The sequence below is a fragment of the Streptomyces sp. SAI-170 genome, from assembly GCF_049739565.1.
Classification (GTDB): Bacteria; Actinomycetota; Actinomycetes; order Streptomycetales; family Streptomycetaceae; genus Streptomyces.
This window is the reverse complement of the sequence record NZ_JBMGQD010000001.1, coordinates 2519861-2540073: the sequence shown is the minus strand read 5'-3', so window position 1 is coordinate 2540073 and position 20213 is coordinate 2519861. Positions and strand designations below refer to the sequence as shown.

24 protein-coding genes are annotated in these 20213 nt (G+C 71.0%); 22 read left to right on the top strand and 2 right to left on the bottom strand.

The window, feature by feature from the left end; all coding sequences use genetic code 11:
• Positions 1-42: 42 nt before the first annotated feature.
• Positions 43-900 carry an SAM-dependent methyltransferase gene (locus RKD23_RS11125; protein ID WP_424853545.1) on the bottom strand — a complete coding sequence of 286 codons (858 nt, stop codon included), beginning with the start codon at positions 898-900 and terminating at the stop codon, positions 43-45.
• 492 nt (positions 901-1392) lie between these two features.
• Here RKD23_RS11125 and RKD23_RS11120 point away from each other — a divergent pair, with 492 nt between their 5' ends.
• The 17 genes from RKD23_RS11120 to RKD23_RS11040 all read left to right on the top strand — a co-directional run bounded on the left by RKD23_RS11120 (position 1393) and on the right by RKD23_RS11040 (position 14415).
• Entirely contained in the window at positions 1393-1989 is a 597-nt protein-coding gene (locus RKD23_RS11120) for a hypothetical protein (RefSeq protein WP_404046390.1), read from the top strand.
• A 287-nt stretch (positions 1990-2276) separates the two neighbouring features.
• Positions 2277-2699 carry a 30S ribosomal protein S16 gene (gene rpsP / locus RKD23_RS11115; RefSeq protein ID WP_404046392.1) on the top strand — a complete coding sequence of 141 codons (423 nt, stop codon included), beginning with the start codon at positions 2277-2279 and terminating at the stop codon, positions 2697-2699.
• Between the two features lie 2 nt (positions 2700-2701).
• Positions 2702-2941, top strand: coding sequence for an RNA-binding protein (locus RKD23_RS11110; protein WP_029385578.1), 240 nt, complete (start codon positions 2702-2704; stop codon positions 2939-2941).
• Between the two features lie 82 nt (positions 2942-3023).
• Complete coding sequence (gene rimM, locus RKD23_RS11105) at positions 3024-3578, top strand: ribosome maturation factor RimM (RefSeq protein ID WP_424853544.1); 555 nt, start codon at positions 3024-3026, stop codon at positions 3576-3578.
• Positions 3578-4411, top strand: coding sequence for a tRNA (guanosine(37)-N1)-methyltransferase TrmD (gene trmD / locus RKD23_RS11100; protein WP_424853543.1), 834 nt, complete (start codon positions 3578-3580; stop codon positions 4409-4411). Before rimM ends, trmD begins: the two co-directional genes overlap by 1 nt.
• 139 nt (positions 4412-4550) lie before the next feature.
• Complete coding sequence (gene rplS, locus RKD23_RS11095; RefSeq protein ID WP_103781700.1) at positions 4551-4901, top strand: 50S ribosomal protein L19; 351 nt, start codon at positions 4551-4553, stop codon at positions 4899-4901.
• Between the two features lie 45 nt (positions 4902-4946).
• The gene (gene lepB, locus RKD23_RS11090; RefSeq protein ID WP_424853542.1) at positions 4947-5663 is read left to right on the top strand and encodes a signal peptidase I; all 717 of its coding nucleotides are present in this window, start codon (positions 4947-4949) and stop codon (positions 5661-5663) included.
• Positions 5656-6768: a signal peptidase I gene (lepB, locus tag RKD23_RS11085; protein WP_424853541.1), complete on the top strand. Its 1113-nt coding sequence runs from the start codon at positions 5656-5658 to the stop codon at positions 6766-6768. The genes lepB (RKD23_RS11090) and lepB (RKD23_RS11085) overlap by 8 nt, the downstream gene beginning before the upstream one ends.
• On the top strand, positions 6656-7621 hold the full coding sequence (gene lepB / locus RKD23_RS11080; protein WP_424853540.1) for a signal peptidase I: 966 nt from the start codon (positions 6656-6658) through the stop codon (positions 7619-7621). Before lepB (RKD23_RS11085) ends, lepB (RKD23_RS11080) begins: the two co-directional genes overlap by 113 nt.
• A gap of 94 nt (positions 7622-7715) precedes the next feature.
• Positions 7716-8465: a signal peptidase I gene (lepB, locus tag RKD23_RS11075; protein WP_424853539.1), complete on the top strand. Its 750-nt coding sequence runs from the start codon at positions 7716-7718 to the stop codon at positions 8463-8465.
• Entirely contained in the window at positions 8455-8979 is a 525-nt protein-coding gene (locus tag RKD23_RS11070) for an NUDIX hydrolase (RefSeq protein WP_424853538.1), read from the top strand. Before lepB (RKD23_RS11075) ends, RKD23_RS11070 begins: the two co-directional genes overlap by 11 nt.
• Positions 8980-9035: 56 nt before the next feature.
• Positions 9036-9347 (top strand): DUF2469 domain-containing protein, encoded by a 312-nt coding sequence (locus tag RKD23_RS11065; RefSeq protein ID WP_424853537.1) that lies wholly within the window; start codon positions 9036-9038, stop codon positions 9345-9347.
• 147 nt (positions 9348-9494) lie between these two features.
• Entirely contained in the window at positions 9495-9857 is a 363-nt protein-coding gene (locus RKD23_RS11060; RefSeq protein WP_424853536.1) for a YraN family protein, read from the top strand.
• Position 9858: 1 nt separating this feature from the next.
• On the top strand, positions 9859-11484 hold the full coding sequence (locus tag RKD23_RS11055) for a YifB family Mg chelatase-like AAA ATPase (RefSeq protein ID WP_424853535.1): 1626 nt from the start codon (positions 9859-9861) through the stop codon (positions 11482-11484).
• Positions 11481-12635, top strand: coding sequence for a DNA-processing protein DprA (gene dprA / locus RKD23_RS11050; protein WP_424853534.1), 1155 nt, complete (start codon positions 11481-11483; stop codon positions 12633-12635). The genes RKD23_RS11055 and dprA overlap by 4 nt, the downstream gene beginning before the upstream one ends.
• 282 nt (positions 12636-12917) lie before the next feature.
• Positions 12918-13763 (top strand): RNA polymerase sigma factor WhiG, encoded by an 846-nt coding sequence (gene whiG, locus RKD23_RS11045; protein ID WP_424853533.1) that lies wholly within the window; start codon positions 12918-12920, stop codon positions 13761-13763.
• A gap of 94 nt (positions 13764-13857) precedes the next feature.
• On the top strand, positions 13858-14415 hold the full coding sequence (locus RKD23_RS11040; protein ID WP_424858215.1) for a TetR/AcrR family transcriptional regulator: 558 nt from the start codon (positions 13858-13860) through the stop codon (positions 14413-14415).
• Positions 14416-14513: 98 nt separating this feature from the next.
• Here the strand turns inward: RKD23_RS11040 and RKD23_RS11035 are convergent, their stop codons facing one another.
• Positions 14514-15119: a M23 family metallopeptidase gene (locus RKD23_RS11035; protein ID WP_424853532.1), complete on the bottom strand. Its 606-nt coding sequence runs from the start codon at positions 15117-15119 to the stop codon at positions 14514-14516.
• 271 nt (positions 15120-15390) lie between these two features.
• Here RKD23_RS11035 and rpsB point away from each other — a divergent pair, with 271 nt between their 5' ends.
• The 5 genes from rpsB to RKD23_RS11010 all read left to right on the top strand — a co-directional run bounded on the left by rpsB (position 15391) and on the right by RKD23_RS11010 (position 20158).
• Complete coding sequence (gene rpsB, locus RKD23_RS11030; RefSeq protein WP_424853531.1) at positions 15391-16293, top strand: 30S ribosomal protein S2; 903 nt, start codon at positions 15391-15393, stop codon at positions 16291-16293.
• Between the two features lie 171 nt (positions 16294-16464).
• Positions 16465-17301, top strand: a complete 837-nt coding sequence (gene tsf, locus RKD23_RS11025) for a translation elongation factor Ts (protein WP_404046425.1) — start codon at positions 16465-16467, stop codon at positions 17299-17301.
• Between the two features lie 196 nt (positions 17302-17497).
• Positions 17498-18256, top strand: coding sequence for a UMP kinase (gene pyrH, locus RKD23_RS11020; protein ID WP_424853530.1), 759 nt, complete (start codon positions 17498-17500; stop codon positions 18254-18256).
• 166 nt (positions 18257-18422) lie between these two features.
• On the top strand, positions 18423-18980 hold the full coding sequence (frr, locus tag RKD23_RS11015; RefSeq protein WP_404046430.1) for a ribosome recycling factor: 558 nt from the start codon (positions 18423-18425) through the stop codon (positions 18978-18980).
• On the top strand, positions 18980-20158 hold the full coding sequence (locus tag RKD23_RS11010; protein ID WP_424853529.1) for a phosphatidate cytidylyltransferase: 1179 nt from the start codon (positions 18980-18982) through the stop codon (positions 20156-20158). The genes frr and RKD23_RS11010 overlap by 1 nt, the downstream gene beginning before the upstream one ends.
• The last annotated feature ends 55 nt before the right edge of the window (positions 20159-20213 follow it).

Below are 20213 nucleotides of genomic sequence, written 5' to 3'. Positions count from 1 at the left end.
CCGTCGAATTTCCGCCTGGACTGTCGGAGGTCCGTGGCCGGTTCAGGACACCCGGGCGATCAGATAGCGGAAGACGTTCGGCATCCACACCGTGCCGTCCACCCGCCGGTGGGCGTGCAGAGCCTCGGCCAGTTCCTTGTCGACCTGCTCCCGGTCGGCCGCCGTGAGGGCCGCGTCGAACAGGCCCGTCGACAGCATTCCGCGTACGGCGCTGTCGAGGTCGGCGTACCCGAAGGCGCAGCTGACCCGGCCCGAGCCGTCCGGCCTGAGCCCGGCCCGCTGGGCGACCTCCTCCAGGTCGTCGCGCAGGGCGGGACGCCAGCCGCCGGCGCCGCGCGGGGGATCGTCCGGCCCGAGGACCGCGCGCAGCACCCCGGCGGTGGCGCAGCGCTCGGGCGGACCCCAGCCGGTCAGCACCACGGGTGCCCCGCGCTCGGCCAGCGGGGCCGCCGCCGCGAGCAGCTCGCCGAGCCCCTCCGCGTCGCCGGCCAGGCCGCCGACCGGCTCGAACGCGGTCACCAGGGTGTACGGCGGTGACTGCGGGTCGGCCGCGTCCCCGGGCGTGCCCTCGACCAGCCGGGCGGCCACGCGCGCGTGCGTGGACCCGCCGCCGGGCAGCAGGCGTTGCCGGGCCAGGTCGAGCCGTTCGGGGGAGGAGCCGTCGACACCGGTGACGGCGGCGCCGCGCGAGGACGCCAGCAGCAGGGCCAGGCCGCTGCCGCAGCCGAGGCCCAGCAGCCGGGTCGGCGGCCCCACGTCGAGTCGCTCGTAGACGGCCTCGTAGAGCGGGACCAGCATCCGCTCCTGGATCTCGGACCAGTCACGCGCGCGTGCACGCAGGTCCACACGGGGACGCGCCCCCGCATGAGGCTGGTGCTGCCGCACGAGCGTAGGTGTCATCTAAAGCGCCCCAATCCGCCGAGAGTCTTCTGCCGGGCCCGTTGTCGTGGCCCGCGTGCCGTGCGCTCGCTGTTCCCCCGTATGCCAGGTAACTCCCGGCTCGCGGTGGCGTCCAGTGGTCGTGTCGCCCGGCTTGGGGGCCGGCCGCGCATGTGGCGAGAATTCACGCGCCCGCAACCTGGGGCCGGGGCGGGGTGGTGTCGGGGGCCGCGGACGCGCCCGGTAACGTCGCTGGGGCCGCGTGCGCTGGGCCAGTTACCGGGAGGCGGCCGAAACGCCTCTTGCGCATCCGCGGGCCCGCGTCGGCGACGGCCCTACGCGCCGGGTCGTAGGGGTTACTACGCACCGGCTTGGTAGGAGCTGCGTGGCTTCTCCGCAGATCGGCGCACCCGCCCTCGTCGGGACGCATCAGCGGCAACTGACGGGTACGTGCAAATTATTTGGGATGCCCCGGAATAGGAACACAGCGGGACCCTGGCTCGTTGTCATTACGTGAGCACGACACAGACACCACCTGTTCTCGCCGCAGAGCTGGCACAGGCGTGGGCCGACATTCAGCGGTACCACCCCGAGCTGCCGGACCTTGCCGCGCCCGAGTCCCTGATCGGGGAGTCGTCGTCCGCGTGCGGTCACGAACTCTCCTTCGAACGGCTGCTCCATGAGGCAGTCCACGGCATCGCCGCCGCCCGGGGAGTGCGCGACACCTCCCGGGCCGGCCGGTACCACAACCGCAGATTCCTCGCGATCGCCGAGGAGCTGGGCCTGGACCACCCCGAGGAGCCGCACCCGAGCAGCGGCTTCTCGCTGGTCTCGCTCAACCCCGAGGCCAAGCGGCGCTACCGCCCGACCATCGAGCGCCTCCAGCGGGCCCTGAAGGCCCACACGGCCGCGACCTCGGCCGACACCTCCCGCACCTTCCGGGGACCGGCCGCGCGCCACGGCTCCTCGGGCGGCGGTGTCCGCGTCAAGGCCGTCTGCGACTGCGGTCGCAACGTCCGCGTGGTCCCCTCCGTCCTCGCCCAGGCGCCGATCGTGTGCGGGGGCTGCGGGAAGCCGTTCCGGATTCCCGAGGTGGTCGGAGCGGCGTAAGACGGCCAGGATCACCGGCATCTCGTGGCTGCCGGTGCGGCCGAGGTCCAGGGCACCCGGCGTTTCTCACCTCCACGCCGGGTGCCCCTCAGTCGTGCCCGCGTGCGCGCCCCGTCCTCGGGTCGGAGGCGACCCGCCGGGTGTGGCACAATGGCTAGCTGTACTCGACAGCCGCACAGGACCCCTCTCTCCTCCGGCTGACGCGTCCGTCGGGCACTCGGGTACCGCAACCCCACGCGGCAGTCTCGCCGTGCCCAACCACGTCAAATCCAGGAGAACCCACTCCCGTGGCAGTCAAGATCAAGCTGAAGCGTCTGGGCAAGATCCGTTCGCCTCACTACCGCATCGTCGTCGCCGACTCCCGTACCCGTCGTGACGGTCGTGCGATCGAGGAGATCGGCAAGTACCACCCGACCTACAACCCGTCGGTCATGGAGGTGGACGCCGAGCGTGTGGCGTACTGGCTGGGTGTCGGCGCGCAGCCGACCGAGCCGGTTCTCGCCATCCTGAAGAAGACCGGCGACTGGCAGAAGTTCAAGGGCGAGCCCGCCCCGGCTCCGCTGCTCGTCGCCGAGCCCAAGAAGGCTCGCCCGTCGTTCGAGGCCCTCGGTGGCGACGACGAGGGCAAGGGTGAGGCCATCACCCAGAAGAAGAAGGCGGAGAAGAAGGACGAGGCTGCCGCCGAGTCCTCCGAGTCGGCCGAGGCCTGAGCATGCTCGAGGAGGCTCTCGAGCACCTCGTGAAGGGCATCGTCGACAACCCTGACGATGTGCAGGTCGCCTCGCGCAACCTGCGCCGCGGGCGGGTGCTCGAGGTCCGGGTCCACCCGGACGACCTCGGCAAGGTGATCGGCCGCAACGGCCGCACCGCACGCGCTCTGCGTACCGTCGTGGGCGCCATCGGTGGCCGCGGTGTCCGTGTCGACCTCGTCGACGTGGACAACGTCCGCTGACGCTTACCGCATCCGGCTCGGGCCGGGGAAGGCCTCCGGGCCGTCCCCGGCCCGTAGTCGTTCTGACAGGAGATCTGTACACGTGCAGCTGGTAGTCGCGCGGATCGGTCGCGCCCATGGCATCAAGGGCGAGGTCACCGTCGAGGTACGTACCGACGAGCCCGAGCTGCGGCTCGCGCCGGGCGCCGTCCTTGCCACCGACCCGGCCTCCGCCGGGCCGCTCACCATCGCCACCGGCCGCGTCCACAGCGGCCGGCTGCTCCTGCGCTTCGAGGGCGTCACCGACCGGACGGGCGCCGAGGCACTGCGCAACATCGTGCTGATCGCCGATGTCGACCCGGACGAGCTGCCCGAGGAAGAGGACGAGTACTACGACCACCAGCTGATGGACCTGGACGTGGTGACGAAGGACGGCGTCGAGGTGGGGCGGATCACCGAGATCTCGCATCTGCCCTCCCAGGACCTGTTCATCGTCGAGCGGGAGGACGGCAGCGAGGTGATGATCCCGTTCGTGCAGGAGATCGTCACCGAGATCGACCTGGAGGAGCAGCGGGCGATCATCGACCCGCCGCCCGGGCTGATCGACGAGCGGGCGGAGATCGCCTCCAGCCGGGACGCCGCGGAGGACGAGTCCTGATGCGGCTCGACGTCGTCACGATCTTCCCCGAGTACCTGGAGCCGCTGAACGTCTCCCTGGTCGGCAAGGCACGCGCGCGTGGTCAGCTGGACGTTCAGCTGCACGACCTGCGCTCCTGGACCTACGACCGGCACAACACGGTCGACGACACGCCGTACGGAGGCGGTCCCGGCATGGTCATGAAGACCGAGCCGTGGGGCGACGCCCTGGACAGCGTCCTGGCCGACGGCTACGAGGCGGGCTCCGGCGCGCCCGCGCTGATCGTGCCCACGCCGAGTGGCCGCCCGTTCACCCAGGAGCTGGCCGTGGAGCTCTCCGAGCGCCCCTGGCTCATCTTCACGCCCGCGCGGTACGAGGGCATCGACCGGCGCGTCATCGACGAGTACGCCACCCGGATACCGGTCTACGAGGTGTCCATCGGCGACTACGTCCTGGCCGGCGGCGAGGCGGCCGTGCTGGTCATCACGGAGGCCGTGGCCCGGCTGCTGCCCGGGGTGCTGGGCAACGCCGAGTCGCACCGGGACGACTCCTTCGCGCCCGGCGCGATGGCCAACCTCCTGGAGGGCCCCGTCTACACCAAGCCGCCGCTGTGGCGCGGCCGGGACATCCCCGAGGTGCTGCTCAGCGGCCACCACGGCAAGATCGCCCGCTGGCGCCGCGACGAGGCCCTTCGGCGTACGACGGCCAACCGGCCCGATCTGATCGAGCGTTGCGACCCCAAGGCCTTCGACAAGAAGGACCGGGAGATGCTGTCCATCCTCGGCTGGGCCCCGGACCCGGAGGGCGAGCAGTACGGCCGATTTTGGCGGCGGGTCGAGGACGTGGAAGAATAGGTCGCTGTTGTGCGTCGTCCGGCGTGCGCCCCACCTGCCACAGGGGGACACGACGCCCGCCCCGACTCGCACGACAGTTCCCGCCAGAAAATCTAGGTTCCGTTGATGACCTGTGGCATCAGCGAAGAAAGCAGACGAAATGTCGCACCTGCTCGACTCCGTCGACGCCGCGTCGCTGCGCAGCGACGTCCCGGCCTTCCGCCCGGGTGACACCGTCAACGTCCACGTCCGCGTCATCGAGGGCAACCGCTCCCGTGTGCAGCAGTTCAAGGGCGTGGTGATTCGTCGCCAGGGTTCCGGCGTGCGCGAGACCTTCACGGTCCGCAAGGTCTCCTTCTCCGTCGGCGTCGAGCGCACCTTCCCGGTGCACACCCCGATCGTGGAGAAGATCGAGCTCGTCACCCGTGGTGACGTTCGCCGCGCCAAGCTGTACTACCTGCGCGACCTGCGCGGCAAGGCGGCGAAGATCAAGGAGAAGCGCGAGAGCTGATCTCGCGTCGGGGCTCTCATGGGGGCCGGATAGCATCTGGCCCCGATGGACACCGAAGCACAGCACACGGAGCGCGACCGCTCCTCCCGCCCAGCTGGATCCGAGGAGACCTCGGACACCGGGGGGCCGGAGGGCCGGTCGCGTTTCGCGTTGCTGCCGCGGATCACCGCCTGGCTGCCCGGCGGACGGTTCACCCTCGCCCTGCTGGTCTGCCTGTCGTCCCTGCTGCTCGTCAACGTCTTCGTGGCGCAGCCCTTCCAGATCCCCAGCGGCTCGATGGAGCAGGGATTGAGGGTCGGGGACCGCGTTCTCGTAAATAAGTTGGCGTACCGTTTCGGGGCCGATCCGCAGCGGGGGGACGTCGTGGTCTTCGACGGCACCGGGTACTTCGGGGACGCCGACTACATCAAACGCGTCGTGGGGGTGGGGGGAGACCACGTGGTCTGCTGTGACAGGGAGGGCAGGATCGAGGTGAACGGCCGGCCGGTCGACGAGTCGGCCTTCCTGTATCCCGGTGACCGGCCCTCCACGGTGCCCTTCGACGTCGTCGTGCCGGGCGGCCGGCTGTTCCTGCTGGGCGACCACCGCAGCGCCTCCAGCGACTCCCGCGATCATCTGGGCTCGCCGGGCGGCGGCATGGTGCCCGTCACCGCGGTGATCGGGCGCGCCGAGTCCGTCGTATGGCCGGTCGGCCATCTCACGCGACTGGAGCGTCCGGCCGCGTACGCGCGTGTGCCCGCGTCCGGGGGTGCGCATGGGTAACCGTGGAAAGCCGCGCGGGACGCCCGGCAGCGCCGCCGAGGAGCTGCTGCCCACCGGCAGCCGCCGCGCGTCCGGTTCCACCAGGGCCTCCGGTGGGCGGACCCGGGCCGAGCGGCGCAAGCTGCAGCGCAAGGTCAAGCGGCGCCGCAGGCGCTCGGCGATCAAGGAGATACCGCTCCTGATCGGTGTGGCGGTGCTCATAGCCCTCGTCCTGAAGACGTTCCTCGTCCAGGCCTTCGTGATCCCGTCCGGCTCCATGGAGCAGACGATCCGGATCGGCGACCGGGTGCTGGTCGACAAGCTCACCCCCTGGTTCGGCTCCGAGCCCGAACGGGGGGACGTCGTGGTGTTCAAGGACCCCGGCGGCTGGCTCCAGGACGAGCAGCCCACGCAGAAGAAGGACGACCCTGTCGTCGTCAAGCAGGTCAAGGAGGCACTGACCTTCATCGGCCTGCTGCCCTCCGACGACGAGAAGGACCTGATCAAGCGGGTCGTCGGGGTCGGCGGCGACCATGTCGTGTGCTGCGACGCGCGCGGGCGGGTGACCGTCAACGGCGTGGCGCTGAACGAGACCGAGTACCTGTATCCCGGAAACGCCCCCTCCGAATCCAAGTTCGACATCACCGTGCCGCCGGGTCGGCTGTGGGTGATGGGCGACCACCGCGACAACTCCGCGGACTCGCGCTCGCACCAGGACACCGACTACGGCGGCACCGTGTCCGTCGACGAGGTGGTGGGGCGCGCGATCGTCATCGGCTGGCCCGTCGGCCACTGGACCGGCCTGGAGGAGCCGGAAACCTTCGCCTCCGTGCCCGACTCGGCCTCCGGGTCGACGGCGGGTCCCCGGCTGTCGCATAGGGTTGGCCTCTACGATCCGAACGATCCGAACGCAATGACCCAGCTCCCGAGCCCTGCGGAACTCCCGCTCGTTATGGGAGTGGTGGGCCTGCACCGGGTACGGCGCAGGCGGCGGCACAGAGTAAGGAGTTGGCGTGGGGGATGTGGCGGTTGGCGCACGGTCCGGACACGACGGCGAGGAGCACCGCGGACGCCCCGTGGAAGCGGCCGATCCGGCCGCGGACAGCATCGTGAACTCAGGGAGTGACGCCGGTACGACCGAGGACGGCGCGGTGACGGGCGAGCACTCACAGCAGGGCGACGAGCCCGGCGAGCCCGGCGAGCCGCAGGCGAGGAAGCAGCGCTCCTTCTGGAAGGAGCTGCCGATCCTGATCGGTATCGCGCTGGTGCTGGCGCTGCTGATCAAGACGTTCCTGGTGCAGGCGTTCTCGATCCCGTCCGACTCGATGCAGAACACCCTCCAGCAGGGCGACCGGGTGCTGGTCGACAAGCTGACCCCCTGGTTCGGCTCCGAGCCCGAGCGCGGCGAGGTCGTCGTCTTCCACGACCCGGACAACTGGCTGGCCGGCGAGCCCACGCCCGACCCGAACGCGCTGCAGACCGTCCTCAGCTGGATCGGCCTGATGCCGTCCTCGGAGGAGAAGGACCTGATCAAGCGGGTCATCGGCGTCGGCGGCGACACCGTCGAGTGCACCGGCACCGGCCCGCTGAAGGTCAACGGCAAGGCGCTGAACGAGCCGTACGTCTACCCGGGCAACACCCCGTGCAGCGACGACACCTCCGGCGGCCGGTTCAAGGTGAAGGTGCCCGAGGGCTTCATCTGGGTGATGGGCGACCACCGCCAGAACTCCCGCGACTCGCGCTACAACCAGGCGGACGCCAACAAGGGCATGGTCCCCGTGGACAAGGTCGTCGGCCGTGCCATCGTCAAGGCCTGGCCGATCAACCGCTGGGGCACCCTGCCGGTGCCGGACACCTTCGACCAGCCCGGCCTGGACGACCAGGCGTCGGCCGCCCCGGCCCTGACGGGCGCGCCGCCCGCCCTCGCGCTCGCGGGCGTGCTGCCGATCGCCGTGTGGCGACGCCGGCGCAAGAGCTGACCCTCACGCGTCTTCCGTCAGCCCCTCACGCTGCGATCCCGGTCGCGGTGGAGGGGCTGACCGCTTCCCGTACCGCCGGGTAGGGTGCGGACCCATGGGTGAGAGCGCGACACGTACGGCCCCGCGGAGCGGGACAGACAACCGAGCGGCGGGCGGCCGGGCGGGGCAGACGCTGTCCGGGCTGGCGGTGGCGCTGGGCCTGGTGCTGTTCCTCGCCGGCTTCGGCTGGGGAGCGGTCGTCTACCGGCCGTACACCGTGCCCACCGGCTCCATGACCCCGACGATCAACGCGGGCGACCGGGTACTGGCCCAGCGCGTCGACGGCGACGAGATACGCCGTGGCGACGTCGTCGTCTTCAAGGACCCCAACTGGGCGAACGCCCCCGTGGTCAAGCGGGTCGTCGCCGTCGGCGGGGACACCGTGGCGTGCTGCACCAAGGGCAAGCTCACGGTCAACGGCAAGCAGATCGACGAACCGTATCTGCCCGAGGGCGAGCCCGCGGAGAGCATCGCCTTCCCGACGGTGACCGTCCCCGAGGGCCGACTGTTCCTGCTCGGCGACGAGCGGCACGGCTCGCTGGACTCCACCGCCCACCTCCAGGACGCGGCGAGCGGCTCGGTCGCGCGCTCGGCGGTCAGCGGGCGCGTCGACGCCGTCGTCTGGCCCATGAACGGCCTGCTGGAGCGCCCGACGGGCTTCGAGGCGCTCGGCTCCGAGCTGTCCGAGCCCGGGCCGTACCGGCTGATCGTCTACATGATCATCGGCGGGGCCGCACTGGTGCTGCTCGGCGCGGCGTACGGGCCGATCGCCAAGCGCGTGGGAGGCGGCGGCCGTGGCCGCTGAGGCGACGGACGCGCCTCGGGACACGTACGAGGGCGGGCTTCGGAAGGTCGCCCGGGTGGTGCTGCTCGATCCGCAGGACCGCATTCTGCTGCTGCACGGCCATGAGCCGGGCGATCCGGCGGACGACTGGTGGTTCACGCCCGGCGGCGGGGTGGAGGGCGACGAGACGCGCGAAGAGGCCGCATTGCGGGAACTCGCCGAGGAGACCGGGATCACCGAGGTCGAGCTCGGCCCGGTGCTGTGGCGGCGCAGGTGCTCGTTCCCGTTCGCGGGGCGCCGCTGGGACCAGGACGAGTGGTACTACCTGGCCCGTACGGCGCAGACCGCGACCCGGGCCGCGGCCCTGACCGAGCTGGAGCGGCAGAGCGTCGCCGGAGCCAGATGGTGGGCGTGCGAGGAACTGACCCGGACGCATGAGACGGTGTATCCGACCAGGCTCGCCGGGCTGCTGCGCAAGCTGCTCGACGAGGGTCCCCCGGCCAGGCCCGTCACCCTTGACACGGAAATCGTCTAGGGGCCCACGGGACTGGCGCACAATGGGTGGATCGCACGGCTGAAGGGGAACATGCCATGAGCGCCGAGGACCTCGAGAAGTACGAGACCGAGATGGAGGAGCTCAAGCTCTATCGGGAGTACCGCGACGTCGTCGGTCTGTTCAAGTATGTGATCGAGACCGAGCGGCGTTTCTACCTGACCAACGACTACGAGATGCAGGTGCACTCGGTCCAGGGTGAGGTCTTCTTCGAGGTGTCCATGGCGGACGCCTGGGTCTGGGACATGTATCGGCCGGCTCGGTTCGTGAAGCAGGTGCGAGTGCTCACGTTCAAGGACGTGAACATCGAGGAGCTGAACAAGAGCGATCTGGAGCTGCCGGGCAGCTGAGGGTCGGTGGCTCTTCGGCGGCTGGTCGCTCTTCGGGCGGCAGGACCCGAACGGGTGACGGAGTTTTCCACAGTCACCTGACTGTCCACCAAGATCAACTCGGGGTGGCTGGGCTGCGCGATCGTCGGTGCCGGAGGTGGTGCCGACATGAACGCACGAAGTGCACTCGGCAAGTACGGCGAGACGCTGGCCGCACGGCGGCTGACCGACACCGGTATGGCGGTCCTGGAGCGCAACTGGCGCTGCGGCAGGACCGGGGAGATCGACATCGTGGCCCGGGACGGGGACGTCCTGGTCGTGTGCGAGGTGAAGACCCGCAGGGGCGGGACCTTCGAGCATCCGATGGCCGGCGTGAGCCCCGAGAAGGCGCAACGCCTGCGGGACCTCGCGGAGCGCTGGATCCAGCAGCACGGAGGAGCACCGCCGGGCGGCGTCCGCATCGACCTCGTCGGCGTCCTGCTGCCCCAGCGCGGCGCACCCGTCGTCGAGCACGCGCGGGGGGTGGCCTGACATGGGATTCGCACGCACCTGTTCCGTGGCCCTCGTCGGCGTCGAGGGCGTGGTCGTCGAGGTCCAGGCCGACCTCGAACCCGGCGTCGCGGCGTTCACCCTCGTGGGGCTCCCCGACAAGAGCCTCACCGAGAGCCGGGACCGCGTCCGTGCGGCCGTGGTGAACTCGGGCGCGGCCTGGCCGCAGAAGAAGCTGACGGTGGGGTTGAGCCCGGCGTCGGTGCCGAAGAGCGGCAGCGGATTTGATCTTGCTGTGGCGGCGGCGGTGTTGGGCGCGGCCGAACGCATCGACCCCCGAGTCCTGGCCGACATCGTGATGATCGGTGAACTGGGCCTGGACGGCCGCGTACGGCCGGTGCGCGGAGTGCTGCCGGCCGTGCTGGCAGCCGCCGACGCCGGCTACGAGCAGGTGGTGGTGCCCGAGTGCGCCGCCGCGGAGGCGTCCCTGGTGCCCGGGGTGTCCGTGCTCGGCGTCCGGAGCCTGCGGCAGCTCATCGCCGTCCTGGCGGACGAGCCGGTGCCCGACGAGGAACCCGACGATCTGGGGCGCCCCGACCCGCTGCTCGCCGGACTCCGGATGCCCGGCACGGGCGCGGCCACCGGCATGCACAGCATGGGCGCGGCCCAGCACGACACGGGGCACGACCTGGCCGACGTCGTGGGCCAGCTCTCGGCCCGCACGGCAGTGGAGGTCGCCGCCGCCGGAGGGCACCACCTGTTCCTGGAGGGGCCGCCCGGGGCCGGGAAGACCATGCTCGCCGAACGGCTGCCCGGCATCCTGCCCCCGCTCACCCGGCAGGAGTCCCTGGAGGTCACGGCCGTGCACTCGGTGGCCGGGCTGCTGCCGGCGGGCAAGCCGCTGGTCGACGTCGCCCCCTACTGCGCCCCGCACCACTCGGCGACCATGCAGTCCCTGGTGGGCGGCGGCCCCGGCATCGCCAGGCCGGGCGCGGTGTCGCTGTCGCACCGGGGCGTGCTGTTCCTGGACGAGACGCCGGAGTTCAGCAGCCAGGTCCTCGACGCGCTGCGCCAGCCGCTGGAGGCGGGCCATGTCGTCATCGCGCGCAGCGCCGGGGTCGTCCGTTTCCCGGCCCGGTTCCTGATGGTGCTCGCCGCGAACCCCTGCCCGTGCGGGCGGTTCTCCCAGACGGACGACCTGTGCGAGTGCCCGCCCTCCGCGATCCGCCGCTATCAGGCCCGGCTCTCCGGGCCGCTGCTCGACCGGGTGGACCTCCGGGTGGAGGTCGACCGCGTCACCCGGGCCGAGCTGACCGATCGTGGGGCGCGCGGTGAGCTCACGGCCGTGGTCGCCGGGCGAGTCCGGCAGGCCCGTGAGCGCGCCGCCGCCCGGCTCGCCGGCACACCGTGGCGCACCAACGGCGAGGTGCCCGGACGCGAACTGCGCAGCCGCTGGTACGCCGCGAGCGGGGCCATGGACGAGGCCGAGCGCTGTCTGGAGCGGGGCGTGCTGACCGCCCGCGGCCTCGACCGGGTGCTGCGTGTGGCGTGGACCGTCGCGGACCTCGTCGGCCATGACCGGCCCACCGCCCTGGACGTCGGCCTGGCACTGCAACTGCGCACCGGGGTCCCGCGGGGCGTGCCGATGGCCATCGGAGCGACGGCATGAGCGACGAGCCCGACGACGAACTGCTCGAGCGGGTCTTCCTCGCTCGGGTCGTCGAGCCGGGGGACGAGATGGCCGGACGGTGGCTGCGAGAGGTCGGCATGGGGGAGGTGGTGGCCCGGTTGCGGAGCGGCGGGGAGGCCTTGCCGGGGGCGAGTGCCACGCGCTGGGGCGGGCTGCTGGCGCGGGCGCGGCGGGCCGAGCCCGAGCGGGATCTCGCCGTCGCGCGGGAGGCCGGGGTGCGGTTCGTGTGCCCGGGCGGGACCGAGTGGCCCGGGCAGCTGGACGACCTGGGCGACGCCCGGCCGATCGGGCTGTGGGTGCGTGGGCGGCCGAGTCTGCGGATGTGGGCGCTGAGATCGGTCGCCGTCGTCGGCGCCCGCGCCTGCACCGAGTACGGCGCCCACATGGCCGTCACCCTCGCCGCGGGCCTCGCCGAGCACGGCTGGGTCGTCGTCTCCGGCGGTGCCTACGGCGTCGACGGCGCCGCCCACCGCGGTGCCCTCGGCGCGGGTGGCGCCACCGTCGCCGTCCTGGCCTGCGGCGTCGACCGGCCCTACCCGCGCGGACACACCGAGTTGATCACCCGGATCGCGGAACAGGGCCTGGTGGTGGGGGAGTTGCCGCCGGGTGAGCATCCGACGCCGAGCAGATTCGTCCTGCGCAACCGTGTCATCGCCGCGCTGACCAGGGGAACCGTGGTCGTGGAGGCCGCCCACCGCAGCGGCTCGCTGGTCACCGCGCGGGCCGCCGCGCGGCTCGGCCGGCACACGATGGGCGTCCCCGGGCCGGCCACCAGCGGCCTCTCGGCCGGCGTGCACGAACTTCTGCGCGGGGAGGCCGTGCTCGTCACCGACGCCGCCGAGGTCGTCGAGCTGGTCGGTGCCATGGGCCAGCTCGCCCCGGAGCGGCGCGGCCCGGTGCTGCCACGCGATCTGCTCGCCCCCGCCGCCCGGCGTGTCCTCGCCGCGCTGCCCGCCCGCCGGGCCGCCGCGCCGGACGAGATCGCGCGCGGCGCACAGACGACCGAGGACGACGCGATCGCGAGACTGTACGAACTCAGAGCACTCGGTTACGTCGAACGACACGGCGACGGCTGGAAGTTGACACGCCAGGCGATGATCTCCGTCCGCGGGGGTCGTCCACGAAGCTGACCGAGCGTGTTCGTCCGTCCGGGGGAAGCCGTACTCCCCTTGGGAAATCACGGAGTTGACGTGTCGAGGCCGTCACGGCCCGTGGCCGCCCTACCTCGGCAGGGCGGTCAGCGGAACGTATCTGCGCACGGGTCACGGCCCACTGTTCGCGCACCGCGACACTGCAGTCACGCTACGCTCACGAAGTTCCGGGACTCATACCGGCAACTCGACACCGAACCGACAGCTCACCCAGGCACCCCTACTTCGCAAGCTTCACGGCAGAACGGCTCAAGGCGACGAATGCCCCAGCACACCTCCGGGTCCGACCGGGCGGCGGCGGTCCCCCCAGCCGCCCGCGACGGTGGCAGCGTGCGGCCGCCCGCTCCCTCGACGCTCGACGAACTGTGGCGGTCGTACAAGGCGACCGGGGACGAGCGGCTGCGCGAGCAGCTCATCCTGCACTACTCGCCGCTCGTGAAATACGTGGCGGGACGCGTGAGCGTGGGGCTGCCGCCCAATGTGGAACAGGCCGACTTCGTCTCCTCCGGCGTCTTCGGGCTCATCGACGCGATCGAGAAGTTCGACATCGGCCGGGAGATCAAGTTCGAGACGTACGCGATCACCCGGATCCGCGGGGCGATGATCGACGAGCTGCGGGCGCTGGACTGGATCCCGCGCTCGGTGCGGCAGAAGGCGCGCAATGTGGAACGCGCCTACGCCACCCTGGAGGCGCGCCTGCGCCGCACCCCGTCGGAGAGCGAGGTGGCCGCCGAGCTGGGCATCGCCGTGGACGAACTCCACGCCGTTTTCAGCCAGTTGTCGCTCGCCAACGTGGTCGCGCTGGAGGAGCTGCTGCACGTCGGCGGCGAGGACGGCGACGGGCTCAGCTTCATGGACACGCTGGAGGACACGGCCGCCGACAACCCCGTGGAGGTGGCCGAGGACCGGGAGCTGCGACGCTTCCTGGCGCGGGCGATCAACACGCTGCCCGACCGGGAGAAGACGGTCGTCACGCTCTACTACTACGAGGGCCTCACGCTGGCCGAGATCGGGAACGTGCTCGGCGTGACCGAGAGCCGGGTCAGCCAGATCCACACCAAGTCCGTGCTCCAGCTGCGCGCGAAGCTGGCGAGCTTCGGGCGGTGACCCGGCAGGTGAGACAGCCGGCGGGCTTCGTCTCTCCCGCTGCGGGTGGCGCGTCCGTACAGTGGTTGACGTGCCAAGGATTCGAGCGGCCTCCGTGGCCGAGCACCGGTCGATGCAGCGAGCCGCCCTGCTGGACGCGGCTCGTTCCCTGTTGTCCGAGGGCGGGACGGAGGCGCTGACCTTCCCGGCCCTCGCCGAGCGCACGGGGCTGGCGCGGTCGTCCGTGTACGAGTACTTCCGCTCCCGCGCCGCCGTTGTCGAGGAGCTGTGCGAGGTCGACTTTCCCGTGTGGGCGGCGGAGGTTTCCGCCGCGATGGAGCGGGAGGTGTCCCCTCAGCGCAAGGTCGAGGCGTATGTGCGCGCTCAGCTGGAACTGGTGGGGGACCGGCGGCACCGGGCCGTAGTGGCGATCTCGGCCAGTGAGCTGGACGCGGGCGCCCGGGAGAAGATCCGGGCCGCGCACGGGAGCCTGGTCGCGATGATCGTCTCCGCGCTGGCGGACCTGGGACACGCGGAGCCTCGCCTGGCGGCCATGCTCGTCCAGGGCATCGTGGACGCGGCCGTGCGACGCCTCGAACTGGGGGCGGCGGAGGAGCCGAGCGTGATCGCGGACGCTGCGGTGGCGATGGTGCTCAGGGGCGTTCAGGGCTGAGGCCCGTGGCGGCTGTCCAGCGCGTGCGTGCGCATCTCCCCAGGGGCGCGGGGAACTGCGCGACCAGCCGGTCACGGTCCGCGGACGGACGACGGCCGTCACGGCAATGGCACCCCCCACACAGGCAGCAGTCTCGACGGGCCGGCGCGCAGCAGCCATGGAGGCAGCAGGCCGAGTGGGTTCAGATAGGTGTCTCCTCTCCTGAGGCCCCAGTGGACGCACGGCTGCGTGCAATGGGAGCCCGTCGGTTCCACCGTGCCGACGATCTGGCCGGGCGTCACCTCGACGCCCTTGCGGAGGGTCGCCCGTACCGGTTCGTACGTAGTGCGCAGGCCACCCGGCAGGTCCACCGAGACCACCCCCTTTCCGGCCACCCGCCCCGCGAAGGACACCCCGCCCGCCGCAACCGCCCGTACCGGGGTGCCGGGCGCTGCCGCCAGGTCGACGCCGCGGTGGCCGGGGCCGTAGGGCGTCGCCGGGGGCTGCCAGCCGCGCAGGACCCGGGGCCGTAGCCCCACCGGCCAGGCGCGGGCCAGGGGCGGGACCCGATCCACCGACGGCGCGGGATCCACCGTCGCCGCGGGTGTCGGCGGCGGCGCGTCGGCCTGCGCGGCCCGCGTGAGGACGGTCGCGACCGTGAGGACGGTCAGGGCCAAGGCCAGGAGCACGGCCCAGCTCAGGCCTGCGTATCGGTTCGTTCGCATGGCACGACCGTCCCGCACGGCCGCCCGACCCCGCCCGGACCTGTGGACCGACGGCCGGTTGTGGACAGCGGCGTCACCCGCTGCCTCTCCGGTCCCGTACACTTCTGATGGCGACCCGGGCCACCGGGTCGACTTCGCACGCCCCGGCGCCGATGGGTCAACCACCGGTGTCACGCGCCACTCGGTCCTTCGCGGCAGGCGCATCGGGAGCGTCAGGCGCGGGTGCCGTCCGGCACTCGCGGCACAACCGAGAAACACGAGGAGAACGGCCATGGCCGTCGTCACGATGCGGGAGCTGCTGGAGAGCGGCGTCCACTTCGGTCACCAGACCCGTCGCTGGAACCCGAAGATGAAGCGCTTCATCTTCACCGAGCGCAACGGCATCTACATCATCGACCTGCTCCAGTCGCTGTCGTACATCGACCGCGCCTACGAGTTCGTCAAGGAGACCGTCGCCCACGGCGGCACGGTCATGTTCGTCGGCACGAAGAAGCAGGCGCAGGAGGCCATCGCCGAGCAGGCCACCCGCGTCGGCATGCCCTACGTCAACCAGCGCTGGCTGGGCGGCATGCTCACCAACTTCTCGACCGTCTACAAGCGTCTGCAGCGCCTGAAGGAGCTCGAGCAGATCGACTTCGAGGACGTGGCCGCCTCCGGCCTCACCAAGAAGGAGCTCCTGGTCCTCTCGCGCGAGAAGGCCAAGCTGGAGAAGACCCTCGGTGGTATCCGCGAGATGCAGAAGGTGCCCAGCGCCGTCTGGATCGTGGACACCAAGAAGGAGCACATCGCGGTCGGCGAGGCCCGGAAGCTCAACATCCCGGTCGTCGCCATCCTCGACACCAACTGCGACCCCGACGAGGTCGACTACAAGATCCCGGGCAACGACGACGCGATCCGCTCCGTCACCCTGCTCACCCGCGTGATCGCCGACGCCGTCGCCGAGGGCCTCATCTCCCGCTCGCGCGTCGCCACCGGTGACAAGGGCGAGAAGGCCGCGGGCGAGCCGCTCGCCGAGTGGGAGCGCGACCTGCTCGAGGGTGGCGAGAAGAAGGCCGAGGAGGCTCCCGCCGCGGAGGCCGCCGAGGCTCCCGCTGCTGAGGCTCCCGCCGCCGAGGCCCCGGCCGCCGAGGCCCCCGCCGCCGAGGCTCCGGCCGCCGAGGGCGAGCAGGCCTGACACCGTCAGCGCTGACGACGGGGGCTGTACTGCATCCAGCAGCGCCTCCGGCGCGGAGAAGTCCGCCCCCGTCGTTCACCCGTAGGTCAGCACGAGGTACGCGGTCCGCGACTACATGTGGGTCGCGACCGAGCGGATCCAACCCAGACTTCGAGAAAGACTCACAGACTCATGGCGAACTACACCGCCGCTGACGTCAAGAAGCTCCGTGAGCTCACCGGCGCCGGCATGATGGACTGCAAGAAGGCGCTGGACGAGGCCGAGGGCAACGTCGAGAAGGCCGTCGAGGCGCTGCGCATCAAGGGCCAGAAGGGCGTCGCCAAGCGCGAGGGCCGCTCCGCCGAGAACGGCGCCGTGGTCTCGATCATCGCCGACGACAACTCCACCGGTGTCCTGGTCGAGCTGAAGTGCGAGACGGACTTCGTCGCCAAGGGTGACAAGTTCCAGGCCGTCGCCAACAAGATCGCCGAGCACGTCGCGGCGACCTCCCCGGCCGACCTGGAGGCCCTGCTCGCCTCCGAGATCGAGCCCGGCAAGACCGTCCAGGCGTTCGTGGACGAGGCCAACGCCAACCTCGGCGAGAAGATCGTCCTCGACCGCTTCGCGCAGTACTCCGACGGCTTCGTGCTCGCCTACATGCACCGCACGATGCCCGACCTGCCCCCGCAGATCGGTGTCCTCGTCGAGCTGGACAAGCCGAACGCCGAGGTCGCCAAGGGCATCGCCCAGCACATCGCCGCCTTCGCGCCGAAGTACCTCTCCAAGGAGGACGTCCCGGCCGAGGTCGTCGAGTCCGAGCGTCGTATCGCCGAGGAGACCACCCGCGCCGAGGGCAAGCCCGAGGCCGCGATCGCCAAGATCGTCGAGGGTCGGGTCAACGGCTTCTTCAAGGACGCTACGCTGCTCGGTCAGCCGTACGCGCTCGACAACAAGAAGTCGGTCCAGAAGGTTCTGGACGAGGCCGGTGTCACCCTGAAGCGCTTCTCGCGCATCAAGGTCGGCATCTGAGTCCGTACCGGGACCGAAGCGCGACCGACGGCGGAACCCCGCCGAGGTCGACCGCAGTCGTCCGCGTACGCCGTCGCACGCGCGTGTGACGGACGACAGCAGATCTGACGAGGAGGCCATTGCCGAGCATGGGAAGCACACCCCACCGGCAGTGGCCTTCTTCGTATGTGCAACACGTGAAAGAGGCGGGATCTCCATGACCACCAAGGCCCAGAAGAGCGACGACGGCAAAGTGCGCGGCCGGTATCTGCTGAAGCTGTCCGGAGAGGCGTTCTCCGGCGGTGGGGGCCTGGGCGTGGACCCCGACGTGGTACACAAGATCGCCCGTGAGATCGCCGCCGTCGTGCGTGACGGCGCCGAGATCGCGGTCGTCATCGGCGGCGGCAACTTCTTCCGCGGCGCCGAGCTCCAGCAGCGCGGCATGGACCGCGCCCGCTCGGACTACATGGGCATGCTCGGCACCGTGATGAACTGCCTCGCCCTCCAGGACTTCCTGGAGAAGGAAGGCATCGACTCCCGCGTGCAGACCGCGATCACCATGGGCCAGGTCGCCGAGCCGTACATCCCGCTGCGCGCCGTGCGCCACCTGGAGAAGGGCCGCGTGGTCATCTTCGGCGCCGGTATGGGCATGCCGTACTTCTCCACCGACACCACCGCCGCCCAGCGCGCCCTGGAGATCGACGCCGAGGCGCTGCTCATGGGCAAGAACGGCGTGGACGGGGTCTACGACTCCGACCCCAAGACCAACCCGGACGCCGTGAAGTTCGACGCGCTCGGCTACGGCGAGGTCATCACGCGCGACCTGAAGGTCGCCGACGCCACGGCCATCACGCTGTGCCGCGACAACAGGCTTCCGATCCTCGTCTTCGAGCTTCTGGCCGAAGGCAATATCGCTCGCGCCGTCAAGGGTGAGAAGATCGGCACGCTGGTGGGTGACCAGGGCAACCGGGCCTGACCGGGATTCACCCGGAGCCCGACCGGGCAATCCTCCGGAGCCTGGCCGGGGGATGGACAATGTTCTGCCGGTCGGGAACCGTGCAGGAAGAAGACGCGACGCAGCCGGCCGCCGCCCCGACAAGGAACCGCAGCCGGGCCTTACTCAAGACACGCAGGAGCAAGTGGTGATCGAAGAGACCCTCCTCGAGGCCGAGGAGAAGATGGAGAAGGCCGTCGTGGTCGCCAAGGAGGACTTCGCCGCGATCCGCACCGGCCGTGCGCACCCGGCGATGTTCAACAAGATCGTGGCCGACTACTACGGTGCGCCGACGCCGATCAACCAGCTGGCCTCGTTCTCCGTGCCGGAGCCGCGCATGGCCGTCGTCACCCCGTTCGACAAGAGCGCGCTGCGCAACATCGAGCAGGCCATCCGTGACTCCGACCTGGGCGTCAACCCGAGCAACGACGGCAACATCATCCGTGTGGTGTTCCCCGAGCTCACCGAGGAGCGCCGCCGCGACTACATCAAGGTCGCCAAGGGCAAGGGCGAGGACGCCAAGGTGTCCATCCGCTCCGTGCGCCGCAAGGCCAAGGACGCCATCGACAAGCTGATCAAGGACGGCGAGGTCGGCGAGGACGAGGGCCGTCGTGCGGAGAAGGAGCTCGACGACACCACCGCGAAGTACGTCGCCCAGGTGGACGAGCTCCTGAAGCACAAGGAATCGGAGCTGCTCGAAGTCTGATGAACGACTCTTCCTGGGGGGCGCCGCCCGGGGCCGGACAAGCCGGCTACTGGGAGCCGTCCGGCCAGGGGCCTGGCCAGGGGTATGTCCATGGGGCTGCCCCGGCGGGTCCCGCGTACGATGCGCCTGAGGCGCAGCAGACTCGCCCCATGCCCATCGTGCCCGACGGATCCGCCGTACCCCCGTACGGCGGCGACCAGGATGACGACCGGGGGGCCGCTCGGCTGAGCGGCCCCTTGTTCCGCGACGACGCGTCGCCGGCACAGCCGTACGACATGCCGCGGGCGCAGCCCTATGGGGCGGTGCCGCAGAATCCGGAGCCCATGCACGACGCCCCGCAGCCGGCCCCCGCGCCGCAGAAGAAGAGTGCGGGCCGAGACCTGGGCGCGGCCATAGGCGTCGGGGTCGGGCTCGGTGCGGTGATCGTCGCGTCGCTGTTCGTCGTCAAGGCCGTGTTCGTCGGTGTGATCGCGGTGGCCGTGGTCGTCGGTCTGTGGGAACTGACCAGCCGGCTCCAGGAGCGCAAGCAGATCAAGGCGCCGCTCGTGCCGCTGGCGCTGGGCGGCGCGGCGATGGTCGTCGCCGGGTACGTCCGCGGCGCCGAGGGCGCGTGGGTGGCGATGGCCCTCACCGCCCTTGCCGTCCTCGTCTGGCGGATGACCGAGCCGCCCGAGGGCTACCTCAAGGACGTCACCGCCGGCGTCTTCGCGGCGTTCTACGTGCCGTTCCTGGCCACGTTCGTCGCGTTGATGCTCGCCGCCGACGACGGTCCCTGGCGGGTGCTGACGTTCCTCCTGCTGACGGTGGTCAGCGACACCGGGGCGTACGCGGTCGGCTGGCGCTTCGGCAAGCACAAGCTCGCTCCGCGGATCAGCCCCGGCAAGACCCGTGAGGGACTGTTCGGCGCGGTGAGCTTCGCCATGGTCGCCGGTGCGCTGTGCATGCACTTCCTGGTGGACGACGGCCGCTGGTGGCAGGGCCTGCTGCTGGGCCTCGCGGTCGCGGCCAGCGCCACGCTGGGCGACCTCGGCGAGTCCATGATCAAGCGGGACCTGGGCATCAAGGACATGGGCACCTTGCTGCCGGGGCACGGCGGCATCATGGACCGGCTGGACTCGCTGCTGCCGACCGCTCCGGTGGTGTGGCTGCTGATGGTGCTGTTCGTCGGCTCCGGCTGAACCGGTTGTCCGTGTCGTCGAGCCCCTGCCCGTTGCCGGGCGGGGGCTCGGTGCT